Genomic DNA, 20,359 nt, shown 5'->3' with positions numbered 1-20,359 from the left:
GCAATGGGTCGGTTGCTGCTCTTCGCAACAGGCACAGCCAAAAGCGGTCGGTCACGCCCCATCATTTTTTAAAGCCTGCCAGCTCATCCTCTGCAAAGGTATAGTTGTTCCATCGACGGTGGATCACAGCCTGATTGATCCAAGCATTCCCGGACAGCCACTCATGGATCGAAATAATGCTTTCTCAGCGACGGACTGGGTTCTGCGAAATGCCGAACCTGGGCGAATAGAACGAATCGAGGCCTGGTTCGGGGGGCATGGATACGACCCGCATCGCCATGACACCTACTCCATCGGCCGGACTCTGTCGGGCGTGCAGAGCTTCCATTACAAGGGGGCTTTGCGCCACGGTATACCGGGGAATACCCTGGTATTGCATCCAGACGAACTGCATGACGGCATGGCCGGGACCGAGGCGGGCTTCCGTTACCGTATGGCCTATGTGGACCCCGCCATGATTCAGCAAGTTCTTGGCGGAGAGTCACTGCCCTATGTTGCTGGTGGTCTGTCCAATGACTCGCGCCTATATAACGCCAGCCAACCTTTCGTGCAGGCAATGGATCATCCGCTCGACCCACTGGAGGAGCAGGACGCCTTGTTTGACCTTGCAATGGCGCTGCGAGCGGTCGCAGGCAAGCCGCGCGGGCGCAAGAACCCGGACTACCAGGCTGCCAGGCGGGCAAGAGAGTTCATCATGGCCAATCTTCATGGGGGGATTACCCTGCAGATGCTCGAGCATGCCTGCGGGCAGGAGCGTTGGAGCCTGTCACGTGACTTCAGAGCGTTATTTGGCACCAGCCCATATCGCTTTGTAACGTTGCGCCGTCTGGACCTGTTTCGCGCCCTGATCCTTGATCGCTTCACACTCGTAGATGCGGCACTAGCAGCGGGTTTCCACGACCAGAGCCATATGACCCGACATTTCACCGCCTGTTTCGGAGTGCCCCCAATGCGCTGGCTTGAGCGTATTCGAGTCCAGCGTCTACTTGCAGGATCGTACAAGCCTGAACAACCGCTCCTCCGTTAGGGTAACGGCTCCTGCTTAATGGAGACCCACCATGCAATACCTTCACGAGAAACCGAGCGCGCACGCCATCAACCTGGCCCAAAAGGCTTCGCTCATCGATCAGCAATGGAGCCCACGCGTGGTTGCCGAGATGAACGACTACCAGTTCAAGGTCGTACGCATCGAGGGCGAGTTCATTTGGCACACACACCCGGAAACCGACGAAGCATTTTTTGTGTTAGAGGGAAAGCTGCGTGTTGATCTACCGCATGGCAGCGTATATGTCGCCCCAGGCGAGTTGTATGTGGTGCCACGAGGCGTAGAGCACAGAACTGCCTCGGAGGGCGAAGCCAGGCTGATGATGATCGAACCTCGCGGGATACTGAATACCGGCCAGGAAGGTGGCGAGCGCACGGCAAACAACGACGTCTGGATCTAAACCAGGGCGCCGTCCAAACCTGTTGGACGGCGCTGACTGTTCAGATTTTCAATCCTGCGACAGGCCCCTTCCGGCCAGAAGCTGCCATTCACCGCTATACCATTGCTTTAAATATGCCATTGCCTCACTCACTGGGATTTCTATCTATGCCCGTCCTTGGGCATAACGCCGAGCGTCCATTGGCAAGGTTTCAAATAGTTGGAGTGGGCGCCTTGCAGGCCGATGCAGTCGTTTCAGGTGATCCATCAAGGACCCTGTTTTCCGACCCCACGTCAAGATTCAGGCCGAGAAGCCGTGACTCTTCTTCAATGTCCTGTGCACTTCGATTACGATAATCAGCATGGATCCACTTGACCAACCCATAGGCCATGATCAGTAGCAGGAAGAGAAATGGAATCGATGTCAGGATGACTGAGGTCTTCACGGTTTTCAGCGAAATATGATTGGCGATCATGGTCAAGGGCACCAAGGCCAGCATGACGCACCAGAAGAGTCGCAGGAAAGGTGAAGGATCACGGCCTTCAGGCAGATTACGCGTGGTAGCGGCAGCTACGGTATAGGCAGAGGCGTCGATGTGCGAAGCCAGGAAGATCACCATCACAAACAAATAGAACGCAGTCGCTACCGTGGACATCGGAAACCCGTCCAGCAACCGAGTAATCGCCACTTCTCCACCTTGGCTGGCAACGATGGCTGGAACATCGAGTTGCCCCTGAATCAATTGATCGATGCCGTAGCCACTCAGGCTGCCGAAAATTGCCCAACAACTGACACTTCCCCCCAACAACAGCGCCGCCGAGACCTCTTTCAACGTGCGACCACGAGAAACTCGTGCGACAAAAATCGAAACCGCAGGTGTGTAGGAGATCGCCCAGAACCAATAGAACACCGTCCAGTTCCGTGTGAACTCACCACTACCTGACGGATCGGTGAAAAGGCTCATGTGCAGGAAGTTAGAGAACATCAAGCCCACGCCATTCACGGTATTGTTGACGATAAAGCCCGTCGGTCCGACCACCAGCACCGCCAGTGCACAAAATAATGCGCCCCAGCACACCATGCTCGCCAGGCGCTGCATTCCGCCTTCCAGCCCGATGTATGAACTGAGCGAAAAGATACTGGCGATCAGCAACACGATTCCCGCTTGCATCGCAAAGTTGTTTTCCAGTCCCGTCAGGTTTGAGAAGCCGTTGGAGAATGTCAGCGTGGTCACCACCATGGTGACAGTGAGTCCGCCGAAGGTGCCAATTAGGAAAATGATATCCACCAGGCGGCCAATCGGGCCGTTGGCTTTCCATCCCGTAACAGCCTCGATGATGCCGGCGAGGCTGAGCTTGTCATGCTTGCGCACATGATAGTAATAAGCCATGGCCATGCCGCCCACCGCATAGCACGCCCATGTACCAAAGCCCCAATGGAAGAACGCATACGCGATGCTCATGTTCAACGCTTCGGTTGAACCTGCCGTGATATTCAAACCCGGCGTGTTGTAGTAGTAAGCCCACTCCACCAATCCCCAATAGAGGGTAGCGGAACTCAATCCTGCGCAAATGAACATGAAGATCCAGGGCACGGTCTTGAACTGGGGCTGACCCGAGCCCAGACGAATGTTCCCGTACTTGCTGAAAATGATGAACAGCGAGCCCGCCACAAAAGCCAGGAAGGTCAACAGTACCGGCGCTGAGAGTAGCGTCGTGGCACGAGTGAACAACTGGCTGGCGACCTGCTCGGAGCGCGCCGGAAAGGCGGCCAAAGCAAACACAGTGAGGAAGATCGAAACCACACTGACCACTATCAGCAAATAATCTTTGCTGGCTCGGGGAAGTTGGTCACCCGGCTGAACCGGGTTAACTTTCACGGAAATTTTCATGGATTACCTTTCTATAGCGGCTGTATTGATCTTGTTTTTGCCTCTTCCCTGGCGACCTTCGTCCGCCTGGAACAGTCATAGAAGTGCAGAAGTGACACCCCCGCCCAAAGTGCGATCGAGCGTGGTCAATCGTGGTACAACTGGCCTTTGGAGCGGGGGCGGAGCAGTATAGGAACAGGTCGAAAAGACCTTACATCCACAATCGCCGATCCTTGCATCTGCGTCGGCGAAGTAAGCTCTCAGTCAAAAAAAAGACGACCTCAAAGGTCGCCTTACGTGTACCCGAGTACACTGCCTGCCAATTGGCTTCCCACCCTCGCCTTTAGCGTTTCTCTGAAACGGGTAATTTACGCATCGACAGACTGCCGAGAGATGTAGGCGGCGTAAACGTCACGCTCAGCGGCACTCGACACCCAAAGTTCTGTAGAGATACCCGCCCTCGTACGCGATGAGGTACAAGCAGAATTGGAGGCTATTAAAAGTGTCCGTTATGGGTCGTTTTCAGCCGGTCGCCACAGGCAGAAATCGGCCAAAAGAAGCCGTTTGATCAAGGACGGTTACCGGTCAAACCTTCGGACAAGGCGCTTTGTGTCCCAGCTTGATGAACGGCAAATTCCTCAGTTCCAAACCTCTGTAGCTCCATACCGATATTACTCAGTCTCTCCAAGCGGGCGCTTTCTCCCAAGACATAAGGCTCCTGGTCTTGACGCGGAAGAAAACCCTGATGCATTCGCACCTCAAAAATTGTCCGTGAAACCCCGTTGATAATTTCTACAAAGGATGTCGAAACCGGTGAGCGCTGAACGTTTGCCTGATGTACCACGGCCCCCGCTTCCGTTTCCGCTCCTCGAATCCTGAGCAATGCCCATTCTTTTCCAGGTGAGCCAGACATGACCAGTTCAACGGTGACGCCTCCATTCCCTTCGTAACCTCGTACGATTGGCCTTTCTAAGCTGGAGGCGGCATAACAATAATTGCCCACCCCAAGCCCTACCACTTGCGCGATGAACACCAAAGGCGAAATGAGCGCTTTCAAACACGACATGCTGCTATCTCAACGAATAAGGCAGCTCAGCATAGAAAACCCTGAGCTGTTGACCTATAGCACTACTTATCCATAAGCTGTGCATATGACGTACAGCTCAAACGATATTTTTCCTCCCTTCGAAGCCCTGCAAGCTGCCCTTGCCTCCGCCAGAACCGGTTCTTTCACTGCAGCGGCAGCGGAACTGGAAGTTACACATGCGACCATCAGCCGACGTGTGGAAATGGCTGAAAAATGGTTTCAATGCTCCTTGTTCGACCGCCATGCGCGCGGTGTCACCGTTACGGCCACGGGACAAATCGCGCTGGCCAAAGTCGCTCATGCCTTCGAACAACTGAAACAAGCGCGACAGCCCCGGCCCGCCGGCCAAACCTTACCCATCGTCAAATTGGCCACTACGTCGTCCTTCGCACGTTTTTGGTTGATCCCGCGCCTGACCGAACTGGAAGGCACGACTCAGGATTTACGGATCGAACTGGTCACCTCTGCGCTGAATGCCAGCCTTTCCTCAGGCGAGGTCGATCTGTCCATCAGATACGGGCGTGGACAATGGAATGACGGAGACGAGGAGCCACTGTTCGAGGAGTCACTTTGCCCCGTGGCGTCACCCGAAGTCGTCGCCATGAACGAACAGCCGTTGTCCTTGATAAAGGACACTCCGCTGCTACACACCGGTGACACGACACTGTGGCGAGCGTGGATGAGCCATCACGGTAAACGCCTGACTTCGAAGCCCACCGACAGGGTGATGGGTGACTACGCCCAGGCAATCGAAGCCGCCCGCTCAGGATTGGGCATCGCACTCTGGAATCCGGCGATTCACGCTCTTGATGCATTCAATGGACAATTGATTGCGTTGAATAAATTGAGCTGCCCAAGCCCGCTGAGATTCTTCCTGCTGTCGAAGCCTGGCCCGGCTCATACACCGCCAATGAGGGTTCGGTCAAGGCTTCACCGGTTATTGAGTAAAGGCTTCACCTTTTGAAACCAAGGGACGAAAACGTCCCTTGGTACTGTTTCAGGCGCTCCAATGAAGGGCTGCAATAGGTTGATAGTGGCCCATCGCGAAAGGCAGCAATCGGCCCGTGCCAACAGTGAACGCCGCCATCACGAAATCGATAGCACTTTTCACTCTCACCTACCTCCAATGACATGTGTGTTTCTCCTGACAACCTGGAGGTCTATATGTCGATTCGCAAGATCGTTCTACTTTCGTATCTGGGATTGGCACTCGCTGGGTGCGCTGGCTCAAGCCAGGAGCCCCCTCCCACCACCATGCAAGTCGACCTGCAAAAATACCAGGGCACCTGGTACGAGCAGGCCAGGTTGCCTATGTTCTTTCAGCGCAATTGCCAGCAGTCAGAAGCGCATTATGGTCTACGTGATGATGGTCGCATTGACGTCACCAATCGTTGCAGGGAACAGGATGGCGAGTGGAAAGAGGTACGCGGAATTGCCGAATCGCAGCAGCCAGGTAAGACAGACAAACTGTGGGTGCAATTTGATAACTGGTTCAGCCGCATTGCACCAGGAATAACCAAAGGTGAGTATTGGGTGCTTTACCACGACCCCGCCTACCAGTTCGCACTGGTCGGCCACCCGAACCGAGAATATCTATGGGTGATTTCACGCGCATCTGAAATTAACGGCGTCAAACGCGAACAGCTGCTAAAGATTGCTCAGCGACAGGGGTATGACACCAGCAAACTAATCTGGCGTCCGGCAGATCCGACCAAGCCCTAGTCAACTTGTAATGATCCGTAGGCAGCAGTCTACCGATTGCTGCCTGACGTGAGTGTCAGAGAACGGCCAATAGCGGACAGTCAGCCGCGCTATTGACCAATCATCAGATCTTCACATACGAACGTTCAATTGACCTTGTTCAACTGCGGCAACTGCCACTTGCCGGACAATACATCTTCTTTCACATCTTCTTTCGGCTGGTACAAACGCAGCAGTACATAGAAGCCGCCCTGCGGGGCCGGCAGCCAGTTGGCGGCATTTTCGCCTTGAGGTTTTTTGTGGGAAATTGGAATCGTGATCGAACCGTCCGACGCGACTTTCAGGCCCTGCGTATCGGTGCCGACCTTGTAGCGATTGATCTCGTTATCGACCAGCATCTTGTCGCTGGCGTCGTACATGGTCAGTGACCAGAAGGCATTGACCGGCGGTGCCGAAGCCAGTTTGACCTCGTATTGATTGTCGCCGGTGAGGGGTTGGTTTTTGCTGTCGGTGAAGCGGATCGGGTACATCGCTTCATGCTCACCCTGGCCGCCGAGATACGGCCCCGCCACCATGGCGCGCAGCGGATAGATGTAGCCAAAGCTATCCAGACCGGTGACCCAGTTCCAGCCATTGCGCACTTCTGACGTGCTGGCAAGCGACGCAATCGCTACGTAGGGCGCATCGTTCAAACCTTCCTCAAGTCCCTTGCGCGTAGCTGGATTGAGTTTATCCGGGGAAAAGCCTTTCTCCGTCAGGCCGATACGGGCGAATTGGGCAAACAGTGCGGCGTCAGCAGGTTTGACCGGATTGTCCTTGAGCGCCGCGGCCAACTCCGTGAAGAAGCCCAGCGGATCGTCTGTTTGCGGCAACGCCGGCAAGGTCTCGTCCTTGTGCGACTTGCCACTCAGTGGCACGACACTGAACTGCTTTTGCAGCGCCAGAATCGGCGCGACATCTTCGCCCTGCTTGACTTGAATGCGACCCAAAAGCCAGATTTTCTGGGTCGTGACGTCAAGACGTTTGGCATCTTTGGGCAATTCACCTTTCCACCCTGGCGGCACTAACACGAACTTTCCAGCTTGGGTGCCAGTGGTGCGCCGCCCGACATAGTGCTCAAGTTCTTGCCACATGTTGAATACGTCGACCACGTAATAGTGGTCATGGGTATCCGGCACACTCAATACATACGGTTCGGTCAGATCCAGCACCGCGCTCATGTAGTAGGTGTCATTGTTGGCAGTGGGCATGTCCTTGGCGGACGGTGAAGCCAGCTTGCGGACACTGTGGCAGCACACATCCACCCTTATCGCGAAGTATTCCTCGCCTGGCCATAGCGATCCCTGACCGCCTCATCGCCGGGCAGGCCTTACTCAGCATAAAAGGTCACTGTATCGGAGTTTATTGTGGAATCTGTGTCTGACTGTCGGCCCCTTCGCTCGCTAGCATTGATGCTCTCGCGGCGAAAAACGTGATGAAATCTTCAATCAGACGCTGATACCGATCAGCGATAAGAGGGATCGAAATGTTCGACAGTTCCGCGGTGCTCACTGTTTTCTGGGTTTATCTGGCAGGCGTAGTGGTTCCGGGGCCGAACTTCGTCGCCGTTGTTCACAAGGCAGTAGCCGCGACACGTGCCGAGGCGCTGGCCTTAGTCGCCGGTATAGTGACCGTGAACCTGCTCTGGTCTGGCTGTGCGATCACAGGCCTAGGCCTTGTGTTTGCCGCCTTCCCATGGGCGGTACTGGTAGTGAAGATAATGGGTGCGGCGTACCTGATGTGGTTTGGCGTACGCCTGATCATTAAAGCAGGCAAGCATCCCGCCTTACGGCCTTGCGAGGGCCCGGCTGGCAGCGTCCGGAAATCTTTCTTTCAAGGTGTCGTCACCAACATCGGCAATCCTAAATCCATAGCCTTCTACGCCGCCGTCTTTTCAGCAGCAGCCCCCGCCCACCCCTCGGTCAGCACTTTCGTCTCAATGCTGGCGGTTGTGGTGGTTGTTTCGCTGACCTGGTATGGACTGGTTGCGGTGGCTTTGTCGCAACCAACGATTTCCTCGGCGTATCAGAACGCTCGGAAAGTGATTGATCGCCTGTGCGGTGGTCTGATTCTGGGCTTGGGAGTACGACAGCTGACCTGAGTATTGAATCGACCGCGAGACGTGGGGAGACTCCGCTATCGCCCAAAAGCAGGCCATGGCCGCGCTGCTAATGCGCCAGTAATGGGGGCTAAAGTCATCTCGCTTTTCCTCCTCACCTCATGTCGCGTTTCTAGCGCGACACTCAAGCCGAACAGGGAGTTACGCATGGACAAGGAACGCTATCAGACACAATCGGCGCAAAACATCGCGCCAGATGCATCGTCTACTGATAGTTGGGAAGCCAACCCGCTAGCCTAGGTTTGAGGCATACCCAAGTCCGGTCAGTGCAATCATCGGCAACCAAATGCCGCGAAAGGAGCGACGGCCTCCTGGCACATACCCTGTGGATGGCATTCGACGGTTTTGTGATCAATCAACGCGTGGGAGATTGCCGCGATATGGGAAAAATTGCAGATCTGTACACTGAAATGCTGTTACTCGATTGAACCCAGGTAAAAAATCGTGAAAGGCCACAAACATTCAACCGATCGCCCAGAACCGATTCGCGTCACCGAAGCCTGAGCCCCGGAGGACAGTTCGGGCTGTCCTCGCTGTGCTGCTCGCGCAGCTGCCTGTCGTAGTCGGTGTTGCGGCCGCCAATGGAGCCTGCAATCAGCTCGTAGCTTTAACGCGACGTATGCATCACACACATCTCAAGGAGGCATCGATGATGCCAAGTCACTTTGTCTCTTCCTTGGGTGTACAGATGGTATGGACATGGAACTGCACCCCGTCGAGTGCTGCCTTGATCTGATCGGCTGCGCGCTGGCATGCCTCCATATTCTGGTATTCGGCATGGTCGACCGCGGGTGCCGGCAGTGGGCTGTTGGTACCAAGAATGATCCAGAGAATGTAGTTCATGACGCCTCCAACGCTTCTCGCAGGTGATGCAGTCTAGCCGTGGATCAATGGCGGCGACACAGCGACTGCCAGTGAAAATAAAGCCCTTGGCTATTCGAAGCTTGAAAACACTGTCAGTTACCTGGAAATCGGGGTCGATGATGCCTCGACATGGCAAAACAGTCGATGGTCTGATCATCCATAGCGCCACTTTTCCACTGCTATGCTCATAGCATCCGTTACTGCACCAGAGACGAGCAGCATGGCAGCACAAGGCGCGCAATCCCCTATCTCGTTCAAGGCAACGGCCTGCTCGGCCGGAGTTTTACTTGTCACTTGGGCTGCCATAAAGCTGCTCGACAATTACTTCGAACTGACATTGTTGGCAGATACCACGGGCTGGCTGCTTCTTTTTTGGGATTGGCTTGCACTGGAAACACCCATGCCCAATTGGTCGCTGCTGATGATTATCGCGATTTTGATCGGCACCTTATCCGTAGCGATTTACTACACCCGCATCAAGGATGGAACGCACGGCGAGCTTCACGAGATAGAGCGAAAAATTTACACAAAGAACAATCCTCAGTTCCCACAGTTGACCGATAACCAGACGCTACTGATGGAAGCGTTGGCCTATCATGCGAACTTCAGAAAAATTGCAAATTTAAACTCGGTTTGCAAACTTGTCTCACTCAGTACGCTGGAAGTTGAAGTCGGCCTGAAGCAACTCCAGGCTAAACGTCTTGTGAGGCAAAACGTGACAAGGGGTACGTTCGGCGCCACCACGTTTGAACTTACCCTGGCCGGTAAGGATTACGCGTTAGAGAGACTTGAGCTGACGTAGACGTTCGGGCGGTAACTTCTTTGAGCCCTGGTTTCACAGCGTGGCGGAGCATCGCCCGTGTCGCAGGCGAATTGCTCCCGTGGCGTTGCACTAGCGACGATAGTAGCGGCGATCATCCTCGTAGCGGTGCCGCATGGCCCGATCCTGGTGGCGCTCCCAATCACGATGGCGTTCTGCTTCACGGCGGGCTTGCTCTCGACGCCAGTAATCTCTACGCCTGTCGTCTCGACGCCAATCGTCTCTGCGATCGTGCCAACGACCGTCATGCCAGTATCGGTCGTCATGGGCAAGCAGCGGCCCTTGCTGCTTGTCGGCCCTGCTGGCCAAGGTCGGCCAAGGGTTTGCGGCCGCCTGGACCGGTACCTCAACGACCGCGACTTCAGTGGCCAAAATAGGGGTTGAGGCCTTCATCGTTGTAGCTGACGCCGAGCCCAATGCCGCGAACGCCAACAGGCCGAACAGCACCCTGCGTGGGTCAAGGAATTTCATGAGCGAAGACAACCTCTGAATGATATTTGGAGGGGTAGACGCGCGATCCTGTGAGCTCGCGCTGAGCGAACGTTATGCCTATCCAGATAGACCGATAAACAAGAAAAAGTTCTAGCGACCGCTGTTTAAATCGCCAAGGGTGTCAGTGCGTGTGCCCTTTGAAGTTGGCAATTTCGATATCCATTGCCTCTGCCCTCTTCTGCCCGGCGTAAAGAGCAGCAGCCCCTCCTGCCTGGATGTTGCGGTGGAACAAATGCTGCTGGTCGCGACGGCCGTTGCAGCAGGAACTTCAGGGTATTGATCGGGTCATAGCGGCGCTGTATCGGAAATACCGAGCAGTGCTGTGGTCTGTTTGCGATGCCGTCCGAGTTCAGTCGAGTCCGCCCCCTGATGCCAACCAAGAGTGTTCTGCCGGGTCTCATCCTGGTGTTCTGCGCCGTCGCGTCGTTTTGTTCTGCCGCGGCCGAGCGAAGAACGCCCGCGCAAAGTAACAGCGCATCAACCGCCCTGATCGAAACAGCCTCGCGGCAGTATGAAAATGGCCAACTCGACCAGGCCGCTGCCACGCTGGAGCGTGCCCTGCATATCCAGCCCAACAATCCCGCGACGCTGCACTACCTAGGTGTATTGCGTCTTCAGCAGGGGCAGTACCAGCAGGCTGAAACCCTGGCGGCGCGCTCGAACATAGGCGTGGGTCGCAACGTCGAGTTGCGCAACCGCAACCTCCAATTGATCCAGGCGGCGCAGCAAGCCCAATCTTCAGGTACCCCGCCCAATGTCAATGCGGACAGGGTCGCTGTACAGAAGGGGTTGCAAGAGCAGACTCAACGGCACCGCGAAGCAGACATGGCGGTTGTTGAGCAATCCACTGCGCAAACGCGCGAAGGAACATTGCAAAGGGTTAATGTCGAGTCAGACCGGGCATACGCTGAGGCTGAGATTCCCCGCGGCCATAGGCCGCCTCCAGGCAAATGCCGAATCTGGTTTCCTGATCGACCGCCGGGTCAGCAGCCTGCCCCCGGCAAATGCAAGAAACTGCGTTATCGGGTTCCCGCGGGGGCCTATCTGGTAAGCGGTTGAGTTGTTGCAGTTGAAAAAAGAGCGCCATCGAGGCGCTCGTGTCACTTTGGAACTTGATTCACGCCACCTGCATCAACTTCGAAAAAACCTGCAAATGGTGATCGTCATCACCCAACTGACGGGCCACCATCAGCAAATGTTTGGCATGGTGCGACAACAGGTACTCCCATGTCAGGCCGATGCCGCCATGTAACTGGATACCCTGGTCGGCGACAAAACGACTGGCGCGGCTGACGATGAACTTGGCGGCCGCCAGAATGCGGCTGCGTTCGTCGGTGTCCGCCTGGTCTGCCACGCAGGCGGCGAGCAGGGTCATCGAGATGGCCTGGTCCAGTTCGATGTGCATATCGACCATGCGATGCTGCAACACCTGGAACTTGCCGATCGGCTGGCCGAACTGCTGGCGCGTCTTCAGGTAATCGAGGGTCAACGCGCAGGCCGCTTGCATGCTGCCCACGGCTTCGGCGCATTGCGCGGCGATGCACCGGCCTTGTTGGTAACGCAGCGCCGGCAAGGCATTCCCCGGCTCGCCGAGCAACGCATCGTTATCGACAAACACGTCGTCAAGGTACAGCTCACAGGCCTTGCGCCCATCCATCGTATCGAAAACACGCCGACGCACGCCGCGGGCCTGAGGATCGACCAGAAACAGGCTGATGCCCTTCTCGTCCCGAGTCTCATGGTGGGTGCGTGCCGACACCAAAATCAGTCCGGCGCTCTGGCCGCCGATGATGACGGACTTGCGACCATTGAGCTGCCAGCCTCCGGTTACCGGTTCGGCGGTAGTCTGAACATCTTGCAAGCGGTAGTGGCTCTGCGGCTCATCGAGGGCGACGGCCAGTTGCAGGCTGGCGCTGCCGACCTGCGGCAACAACGTGTCCTTCTGGTCTGCGCTGCCCAACTGGGCGATCAGGCCACCGGCGAAAATCACCGAGTGCAAATACGGTTCAAGGCACAGCCCCCGACCCAGCTCGGTCATGATCAGCATGTTCTCCACACCGCTGCCGCCGTATCCGCCATAGGCCTCAGCGAAAGGCACGGCGCACAGCCCCAGTTCGCCCAATTGCTGCATGAACGGGGCGCTGAAGCCGTGCGCGCTCTGGCGGTATTGCTCGCGATGCTCAAAACCGTAGACGTCACGCACCAGCCGCGCGGCGGTTTCCTGCAACATCAGTTGCTCTTCTGTCAGTTTGAAATCCATGATCGGGGCGCCTTACAGTTCTAGGATCATTTTCGCGATGATGTTCTTCTGGATTTCGTTGGCTCCACCGTAGATCGAGGCCTTGCGCGCATCCAGATACTGGTAGGTGGCCGCACTGCTGTAGTCGGTGTAGAGCAAGGGCTCCTCACCATATCCGAGCTCATCCTCAATGAACGGCAAGGCATACGGGCCTACGGCTTTGCTGATCAGGTAGGTAATGGCCTGCCGGATCTCGGTGCCCTTGATCTTCAGGAACGAACTTTCGGCACCGGGCACATCACCGTTTTGTGTGGCGGCCAGGGTCCGCAGGTTGCTCATTTCAGCGGCCATCAACTGCATGTCGACTTCAGCGATCTGCACGCGAAACAGCGGATCTTCGATCAACGGCCGGCCATCACGGACTTCCTGGCTGGCAATACGCTTGAGCCGGCTGAGCAATGCCTTGTTCTGGGCTATCCCGCCAATGCTGGTGCGCTCGTGGGTCAGCAAATACTTGGCGCAGGTCCAACCATCATTTTCCTGCCCGACCAGATTCGCCACCGGCACCCGCACGTTGTCGAAGAACACTTCGTTGACTTCATGTTCGCCGTCGAGGGTAATGATCGGCCGCACGGTGATGCCGGGCGTTTTCATATCGATCAGCAGGAACGAAATGCCCCGCTGCTGACGGGCCTCGGGATCGGTGCGCACCAGGCAGAACATCCAGTCGGCAAAATGCGCCAGCGTGGTCCAGGTTTTCTGGCCGTTGACCACGTAGTGATCGCCCTCGCGCACCGCGCGGGTTTTCAGCGACGACAAATCAGATCCGGCACCGGGCTCGGAGTAGCCCTGGCACCACCAGTCCTCACAGGCAAGAATCCGCGGAAGGAAATGCGCTTTCTGCTCGGTGGTGCCGAACTTGATAATCACCGGGGCGACCATCTTCAGGCCGAACGACACCACTTTCGGCGCCCCCGCGGCAAAGCACTCTTCGTCGAAAATATGTTTCTGCACGGCACTCCAACCGGTGCCGCCGTGTGCCTGCGGCCAACCCGGCGCCAGCCAGCCTTGCCGGTCGAGGATCTGCATCCATTGCACCTGGTGTTCCTTGCTCAGGCGTTTGCCCAGCGAGATGCGCTCGGACAGTTCGCTGGGCAGGTTGTCGCGCAGGAAGGCCCGGACATCCTCGCGAAAGGCTTGTTCGTGCACTGAGAATTCAATGTCCATCCATCAACTCCAAAAGCATTGGGGTGTGCGCTGATCCCTCTGATCCCCCAAGTGGGAGCGAGCCTGCTCGCGAGGGTGGATCAGCGGCATTGCTGTCGACTGACACACCCTCGCGAGCAGGCTCGCTCCTACAGGGGTAACGAGGCGTATCAGTCGAAAACGATGACCGAGCGCGCCAGCTCTCCGCGACGCAGTTCATCGAACGCTTCGTTGATCTGGTCGAGGCGAATGCGCTGGGAAATCATTTCGTCGAGCTTGAGCTTGCCGGCCATGTAGAAATCCACCAGGCGCGGCATGTCGACCGGGAAGCGGTTGGACCCCATCAGCGATCCCTGGATACGTCGCTCGTGCAGCAACTGCAACGGGTCCAGCTCGATTTTCAGGCCAGGTTTGAGCATGCCGATCACCGTGGCGGTGCCGCCGCGAGCCAGCATCGCGAACGCCTGCTCGGCGGTCTGCTTGAGGCCGATGCATTCGAAGGCGTGATGTACGCCCCCGCGAGTCAATTCCATCACTTGTTTGGCAGCGTCGCCATCGCGGCCATTGATCACGTCGGTGGCACCGAACTGTTTGGCCAGCTCGAGCTTCGAGTCGAGCATGTCGATGGCGATGATCCGCCCTGCCCCCGCCAGCGCCGCACCGTTGATCGCGGCCAGGCCGATACCACCGCAGCCGATCACGGCCACGGTTTCGCCCGGACGTACCTTGGCGGTGTTGAACACCGCGCCAGTGCCGGTGGTGACGGCGCAGCCGAGCAATGCGGCGCGGTCCAGCGGCATGTCGCGGCGGATCGCCACGCAGGCGTTTTCGTGCACCAGCATCTGCTCGGCGAAACCGGACAGGTTGACGAACTGCGGAATCGGTTTTTGCACGTAAGTCAGGCGCGACTCTTCATCCTTGCCACGCTTGGTTTCCGGGGACACGCAGCGGGCCAGATGGCCGGTGACGCAGTGGTCGCAATGGCCGCAGAACACGGTCAGGCACGTCACCACATGGTCACCGGGCTTGACCGAGCGCACCTCGGAGCCTACCTGCTCGACCACCCCGGCGGCCTCGTGACCCAGTACCAGCGGGCCGGGATACGGAAACGAGCCATCGATTACGTGCAAATCGGAATGGCAGACGCCCACTGCTTTTGTACGGATCAACACCTCACGCGGGCCCGGTTTACTGATGCCCACTTCTTCAATGACCAGGGGGGCTCCAACTTGATGGAATACGGCAGCTTTCATGGCAGTTCTCTCTCAAGAATGTTGTGGGTTCAGGCCGGGTTGGCCGCTGAGCGCAACACCGCTTTGGCGTGGCTGAATGTGCGGAAGCCATCAATGCCGTGGTAGGCACCCATGCCGCTCTGACCGACGCCGCCGAACGGCAGACCTTCGGTGCTGGCATGACTCAACACGCCATTGAGGGTGACGCCGCCGGAGCAGGTACGGGTCAGTACCAGCGCTTCTTCGGCGGCGTCGTTGCCGAAGTAATACAGCGCCAGCGGCCGGGGCCGGGCGTTGATCCGGGCGATCACATCGGTGATGGTTTCGTAGGGTGTGATCGGCAGCAGCGGGCCAAAGATTTCGTCCTGCATCACTTGCAAGTCGTCACCGGGATTGCGCAGCAGGGTCGGCACGATCTTGTTGCGTGCACCGTCGCTGAAGTCTTCAGCGGCGGCGTTCAGTTCGATCAGCTCGACACCGGCCTCCCGCGCTTCCTTCAGGTAGCCCTGCAAACGCTCGAAATGACGGGCATTGATGATCGAGGTGTACTCGGGGTTGTCCTTGAGCGTGGGGAAGAACCTGGCGACCACGGCCCTGGCCACGCTGATGAAGGCTTGCACCGACTCCTGCGGCACGAAAACGTAGTCCGGGGCGACACACAGCTGACCGGCGTTGAGCAGTTTGCCGATGACCACCTTGGCCACCGCATCCTTGAAATCGGCGCTACGGGAAATGATGGTCGGCGACTTGCCGCCCAGCTCCAGAGTCACCGGTACGAGGTTTTGCGCCGCGGCGCGCAATACGTGTTTGCCAATGCTGGTGGCGCCGGTGAACAGCAGATGATCGAACGGCTGGCCGCAGAACGTCTGACCGACCTCGGCGCCGCCCAGGACCACCGCCACTTCATCTTCGGCATAGACCGAACGGATCAACCGGGCGATCAGTGCCGAAGTGTGCGGGGTGAACTCCGACGGTTTGATCATCACCCGGTTACCGGCCGCCAAGGCACCGGCCAAGCCGCTGAACACCATGTAGCCCGGCACGTTCCACGCGGTGACAATGCCCACCACGCCCAACGGCTGGTATTGCACCCAGGCTTCACCGGCCCGGGCCTGACGTTTTTCCGGGCGCATCCACTCAGCCAGCTCGGCTTTGGTTTGCTTGAGCGTGGCCAGTGGCGACAGCACCTCGCTGCCCTTGGAGAACCCGGGGCTGCGATGACCGAAGTCAGCCGTCAACGCATCGACAATCTCTTGTTCATGATTGACCAGCAAGCCGATCGCCCGGTCGAGCAACTCACAACGCTCTTCGAAGCTGTAGGGTTCGCGAGCCAGGAAGGCCGCCCGCTGTTTTTCCAGGATCGCGCGGATGTCGGTACTCGGCGAACTCTCGATGGCGCTCATCATTACCTCTCTTGTTTTTGTCAGGCCGCGGCCGCGCTCAGGCAACCATGCGTGGGGTCTGGCTGCATGGTTGATCATTCCTGGCGAGACGCCGCCACCCGGATCAGGTGGGTGGCGCCGGGCAGCACAATTTCAGGCGAGGATGCCCATGGCCTTGGCGCTGTTGATTGCCTGAGTGCGGCGGCAGGCGCCGAGCTTGACGTTGATGTTCTTGGCGTGGGTCTTGACGGTGTTTTGCGAAATGAACAGGTGGCTGCCGACTTCCCGCACCGACATGCCTTCGGCCAGCAACTTGAGCACCGAAAGCTCGCGGGGTGTCAGGTCGTCCTGGTAATCCGGCACGACGCTCAAGCGGGTGGGCGCTGTTTGTTCACGTTGCGCAATCCGGGCTTTTTGGGCAGTGATCGGCCCCTCGTAGCAGGCGCTGTCGATCTTGCCCCAATGCATTCGACGCTCGGCTTCGTACAGCATCAAGTGCGCCTTTTCCCGCTCCTGATTACGTGAAGCGAGCTCGGACAACAGCAAGTACCCATTGAGTACGAACGGCGCGCAGCAGTCACGTACGGCCACCAACCCGGCCCGGACGACCTGCCCGGCTTCGCCGGTATGGCCCAGCTGCAACAGCAATTCGCCGTGCAGGAACATCAATCGACCGAGTAGCGAACAGGGCTGTGTCCGGTTGCCGGTCATCCGTTTTAGCTCGGTGCGCAACAACGCTTGCGCTTGGCTCAGCTCGCCCTGCAGCATCATCAACCGCACCCGGTCCGTGTTGACCAGTACTTCCGATTCGTGACTGCCCTGGCGCCGGGCAAGCTCCAGCGAAGATTGCAACAGCGCCTGTGCCTCGGTCAGATCGCCGGTCTGCATGGCGATACGTGCCAGGATGCAATGACACAACAACACCGAAAGCCAGTCCTGGTGGGTCAGCACTGCAAGCGCGGCGCGGCAGTGCAGGCTGGCTTGTTCAGTGTTGCCGCGCAAGGCGTGCAGGGTGCCGAACAATCCCTGCCAGTTGGCCAACAGACGCCGATTGCGTTGCGGATCTGGAAGCGGCACGAAGCGCCCCAAGCGTAGCAGGCACTCCTGGGCTTCATCCAGCCGGCCACTGAACAACAGGGCCTTGGCACACAGGTATATCAGACGGGGACTGCTTTGCAGCAGCTGCGGCTCGATGCGTTCGCGCCAGTCCATGAGTGTGTTCAGGTGCCGCTCACCGAGAATCCAGCTGAGCCACAGGCGTTCCATGTAGTTGGCGGCGACCTCCGGCTGATCGGCGCACAGGGCTTGCTCGACGGCATCATCGACGTGCCCCAGTACACTGAGAAGCTGACAGGCGCGCAGTCGCAGGCGATTAAGCGGCCCAGGACTCAATTGCCCTTGCAGGGCCTGAGCCACCAAAGGCAACAGGCGGAACCAGCCGGGCTGATGATCGACAGGGACCAGAAACGCCTGGCACTGCAACAAACTGTTGAACACCCGACCGGCCTGCTGCCCTTCCCAGAGCTGCTCGCAAAGCTCGGCGCTGGCCTTGGACAGATGCGCCAGACCACACAACACCTCCAACTGATCTTCGCTCAGGCGCGACAACAGCTCCCGGTCCAGGTATTGGCCGAGCAGCGAAGACCCTGCATCGCCCAATGCCAGTGGCAATAACAGGCGAACACCGGCACACCACCCGCCAGTTTGGTGCCAGAGTCTTTCCCGTGATGCGGTGTCGGTGTCAGGTGCCATGGCATTAATCAACGCCTCGAACTCATCGGGTCGCAAGGCCAGATGTCTGGCCTGCAGATCCAGCAATTGGCCGTCAAGCATCAGGCGCGGCAGGTTCCAGTCCGGGCGTTGGCGGCAGGTGACCAGTATTTGCAGGTGAGGGTTATGCAGGGACAGGAGTTGATCGAACCAGTGGTTCAGATCAGTGGGCAACTCGGCTGGCAGGTCGTCGAAAACCAGTCGAATCTTTGAATCTTCATGGCTTGCAATGGCCTCTTCGCAAGCAAGCGTGCTCCTGCAGTTGACCGTACTCCCATGCAGGAGCGAGCCTGCTCGCGATAGCGGTGGTTCAGTCCCCACCTTTCCTGAACCGAGCAACGCCAGCACCGCATCCGCCGCCACCCCAAATGCATTGGCCAGCGCCGAATTGAGACTTTCCAGCGTCTGCGCCCGCCCACCCAACCTCAACCACACCACTTGCCCGGGTTGCTCCAGGCCTTGCAAATATTCATGCACCAGCGCGGTTTTCCCATAACCGGCAGGTGCGCTAAGCAGTTGCAAGCGGTGTTGCTCGCGCTTGAGTAGATTGCTCAGATGCGGCCGTGGCACAAGCATGACGGACCTCGCTGATGAAGAGAGGACTTCATCATTGGGCCAGCCGACTGAACACGCGCCACCCACATCAGGGGGGCACAAACGCACAACGCCCTGCGAACAGGGCGTTGATTCAAGCGACGATGGACAGTCAGCGGATGCCGGCGTTACGCAGCGCCGACGGGGTGAAGTCGGTCATCTTCGCCGTCATGCCGTAGGTCGTTGCGTGGCGGGACTGGTTGGTCATCGCCAGCACGTTGTAGCGACCGGCGATCAGGTCATAGATGCCGAGCATGGCGAAGTTGGGCGCCCCGCGCTCGTAGTCGTTGATCGCATAGCCTTCCGCCACCCGCCACAGCTGACCACGGCCGTCGTAATGGTCGACTTCCGCCAGTTGCCAGGTGTCTTCATCGAAGTACATGTCGCGCTTGGCATAGACATGACGCTGCCCCGGCTTCAGCGTGGCCTCGACGTGCCACACGCGGTGCAGTTCGTAACGCGTCAGGTCCTGGTTGATGTGCCCTGGCTTGATGATGTCGTCATACTTCACTTTCGGCGACTGCAAACGGTAGTTGTTGTACGGGATGTACAGTTCCTTTTTGCCGATCAACTTCCAGTCGTAGCGATCCGGCGCACCGTTCATCATGTCGGTGTTGTCGGCGGTGCGCATGCCATCGGAACCGGCGCCCGGACCGTCATAGGCCACCTGCGGCGCACGTCGAACACGGCGTTGACCGGCGTTGTAGACCCACGCCAGGCGCGGCTCCTTGACCTGGTCGATGGTCTCGTGGATCAGGATCACACTGCCGGCCATGCGTGACGGCGCGGTGATTTCCTGCTTGTAGTAGTACAGGACGTTGTCGCCCTCGCCCCCGGTTACGCCTTCCATCAATTGCGGAAATGCCAGTTTGTCGTCGTACTCGACGATGGAGTAGGAGCCGTTGGTTTGCGGTGCGGCCTGCGCGGCCTGGCGCTCCATGTTGCCACCGCGATAACGGTTAGTGTGGTTCCAGTAGATCTCTACACCGTTCTTCGGAATCGGGAACGGGTAGTAGCGGGTCTGGGTGAAGTTGACCAGGCCGTTACCGTCCGGAGTCAGTTCGGTGGTGACCGCACTTTTTTTCGCGATGTCGTAGATGTTTTGTGGCGACGCGGCGGTGCGCTGGGTCTTGAATACCGGGATCTTGTAGCTGTCCGGGTAGCGCTTGAACATCGCCACCTGCCCCGGCGTCAGCTTGTCCTTGTACTGGTCGACGTTGGCCGCGGTAATCACCAGTTGTGGTTTTTCACCCGCAAACGGATCCCCCAGGAAGCCATTGTCGAGTGCCGCTGCACCGGGCTTCAGGCCACCGGTCCAGGCCGGAATGCTGCCATTGGCATTGCCCTCTTTCTGAGCGCCCAACGGGGTCAACGAGGTTCCCAGCTGAGCGGCCTCCTGGGGCGAGACAGCGGCCATCACACCACTGGCCAGCAACGAAAGACTCAGTGCGCCAGCGCGCAGGAAAATACGTGCGTTCATGTTCAGGTTGTTCATATACAAGTACCTCTGGGGCAGAGTT

Annotated in this window: 18 protein-coding genes; 7 read left to right on the top strand and 11 right to left on the bottom strand. The window is 57.9% G+C overall.

What is annotated here, in order from left to right; genetic code table 11:
• The first annotated feature begins 163 nt into the window (after positions 1-163).
• Positions 164-1,027 carry an AraC family transcriptional regulator gene (locus tag AD668_RS12950; RefSeq protein ID WP_053159266.1) on the top strand — a complete coding sequence of 288 codons (864 nt, stop codon included), beginning with the start codon at positions 164-166 and terminating at the stop codon, positions 1,025-1,027.
• 31 nt (positions 1,028-1,058) lie between these two features.
• Positions 1,059-1,445: a cupin domain-containing protein gene (locus AD668_RS12945; RefSeq protein ID WP_053159264.1), complete on the top strand. Its 387-nt coding sequence runs from the start codon at positions 1,059-1,061 to the stop codon at positions 1,443-1,445.
• A gap of 190 nt (positions 1,446-1,635) precedes the next feature.
• Here AD668_RS12945 and AD668_RS12940 read toward each other — a convergent pair whose 3' ends face one another.
• Positions 1,636-3,315, bottom strand: a complete 1,680-nt coding sequence (locus AD668_RS12940) for a BCCT family transporter (protein WP_082344466.1) — start codon at positions 3,313-3,315, stop codon at positions 1,636-1,638.
• Between the two features lie 547 nt (positions 3,316-3,862).
• On the bottom strand, positions 3,863-4,360 hold the full coding sequence (locus AD668_RS12935; protein WP_053159262.1) for a hypothetical protein: 498 nt from the start codon (positions 4,358-4,360) through the stop codon (positions 3,863-3,865).
• Between the two features lie 85 nt (positions 4,361-4,445).
• Here AD668_RS12935 and AD668_RS12930 point away from each other — a divergent pair, with 85 nt between their 5' ends.
• Together AD668_RS12930 and AD668_RS12925 are read left to right on the top strand one after the other, a co-directional pair.
• Entirely contained in the window at positions 4,446-5,345 is a 900-nt protein-coding gene (locus tag AD668_RS12930; RefSeq protein ID WP_053159260.1) for a LysR substrate-binding domain-containing protein, read from the top strand.
• Between the two features lie 200 nt (positions 5,346-5,545).
• Positions 5,546-6,103, top strand: a complete 558-nt coding sequence (locus tag AD668_RS12925; RefSeq protein WP_053159258.1) for a lipocalin family protein — start codon at positions 5,546-5,548, stop codon at positions 6,101-6,103.
• A gap of 125 nt (positions 6,104-6,228) precedes the next feature.
• On the opposite strand, the gene AD668_RS12920 is transcribed toward AD668_RS12925, so the two are convergent.
• Complete coding sequence (locus AD668_RS12920; protein WP_256220642.1) at positions 6,229-7,380, bottom strand: DUF1254 domain-containing protein; 1,152 nt, start codon at positions 7,378-7,380, stop codon at positions 6,229-6,231.
• A 227-nt stretch (positions 7,381-7,607) separates the two neighbouring features.
• Between AD668_RS12920 and AD668_RS12915 the strand changes: the two genes are divergently transcribed.
• Positions 7,608-8,222, top strand: coding sequence for a LysE family translocator (locus AD668_RS12915; RefSeq protein WP_053159254.1), 615 nt, complete (start codon positions 7,608-7,610; stop codon positions 8,220-8,222).
• Positions 8,223-8,900: 678 nt separating this feature from the next.
• Here the strand turns inward: AD668_RS12915 and AD668_RS12910 are convergent.
• On the bottom strand, positions 8,901-9,083 hold the full coding sequence (locus AD668_RS12910) for a hypothetical protein (protein ID WP_053159252.1): 183 nt from the start codon (positions 9,081-9,083) through the stop codon (positions 8,901-8,903).
• A 241-nt stretch (positions 9,084-9,324) separates the two neighbouring features.
• Here AD668_RS12910 and AD668_RS12905 point away from each other — a divergent pair, with 241 nt between their 5' ends.
• Complete coding sequence (locus tag AD668_RS12905; protein WP_053159250.1) at positions 9,325-9,906, top strand: hypothetical protein; 582 nt, start codon at positions 9,325-9,327, stop codon at positions 9,904-9,906.
• Between the two features lie 90 nt (positions 9,907-9,996).
• On the opposite strand, the gene AD668_RS12900 is transcribed toward AD668_RS12905, so the two are convergent.
• Positions 9,997-10,395: a hypothetical protein gene (locus AD668_RS12900; RefSeq protein WP_053159248.1), complete on the bottom strand. Its 399-nt coding sequence runs from the start codon at positions 10,393-10,395 to the stop codon at positions 9,997-9,999.
• Between the two features lie 390 nt (positions 10,396-10,785).
• Between AD668_RS12900 and AD668_RS12895 the strand changes: the two genes are divergently transcribed.
• Positions 10,786-11,475, top strand: a complete 690-nt coding sequence (locus tag AD668_RS12895) for a tetratricopeptide repeat protein (protein ID WP_053159863.1) — start codon at positions 10,786-10,788, stop codon at positions 11,473-11,475.
• A 58-nt stretch (positions 11,476-11,533) separates the two neighbouring features.
• Here AD668_RS12895 and AD668_RS12890 read toward each other — a convergent pair whose 3' ends face one another.
• From AD668_RS12890 to AD668_RS12865, 6 genes are all read right to left on the bottom strand, one after another.
• The gene (locus AD668_RS12890) at positions 11,534-12,676 is read right to left on the bottom strand and encodes an acyl-CoA dehydrogenase family protein (protein WP_053159246.1); all 1,143 of its coding nucleotides are present in this window, start codon (positions 12,674-12,676) and stop codon (positions 11,534-11,536) included.
• A gap of 12 nt (positions 12,677-12,688) precedes the next feature.
• Positions 12,689-13,882: an acyl-CoA dehydrogenase family protein gene (locus tag AD668_RS12885; RefSeq protein ID WP_053159244.1), complete on the bottom strand. Its 1,194-nt coding sequence runs from the start codon at positions 13,880-13,882 to the stop codon at positions 12,689-12,691.
• Positions 13,883-14,031: 149 nt separating this feature from the next.
• Complete coding sequence (locus AD668_RS12880; protein WP_053159242.1) at positions 14,032-15,114, bottom strand: Zn-dependent alcohol dehydrogenase; 1,083 nt, start codon at positions 15,112-15,114, stop codon at positions 14,032-14,034.
• Between the two features lie 29 nt (positions 15,115-15,143).
• Positions 15,144-16,496, bottom strand: a complete 1,353-nt coding sequence (locus AD668_RS12875; RefSeq protein WP_053159861.1) for a coniferyl aldehyde dehydrogenase — start codon at positions 16,494-16,496, stop codon at positions 15,144-15,146.
• A 132-nt stretch (positions 16,497-16,628) separates the two neighbouring features.
• A complete protein-coding gene (locus AD668_RS30190) occupies positions 16,629-18,821 on the bottom strand; it encodes a LuxR C-terminal-related transcriptional regulator (RefSeq protein ID WP_053159241.1) in 2,193 nt (730 codons plus the stop codon).
• Between the two features lie 130 nt (positions 18,822-18,951).
• Positions 18,952-20,319 (bottom strand): DUF1329 domain-containing protein, encoded by a 1,368-nt coding sequence (locus tag AD668_RS12865; RefSeq protein WP_053159859.1) that lies wholly within the window; start codon positions 20,317-20,319, stop codon positions 18,952-18,954.
• Positions 20,320-20,359 lie beyond the last annotated feature (40 nt).

The organism is Pseudomonas sp. P1.8 (assembly GCF_001269805.1).
Lineage (GTDB): Bacteria > Pseudomonadota > Gammaproteobacteria > Pseudomonadales > Pseudomonadaceae > Aquipseudomonas.
The sequence above is the reverse complement of the archived record's forward strand: the minus strand, read 5'-3'. Positions and strand labels throughout refer to the sequence as shown.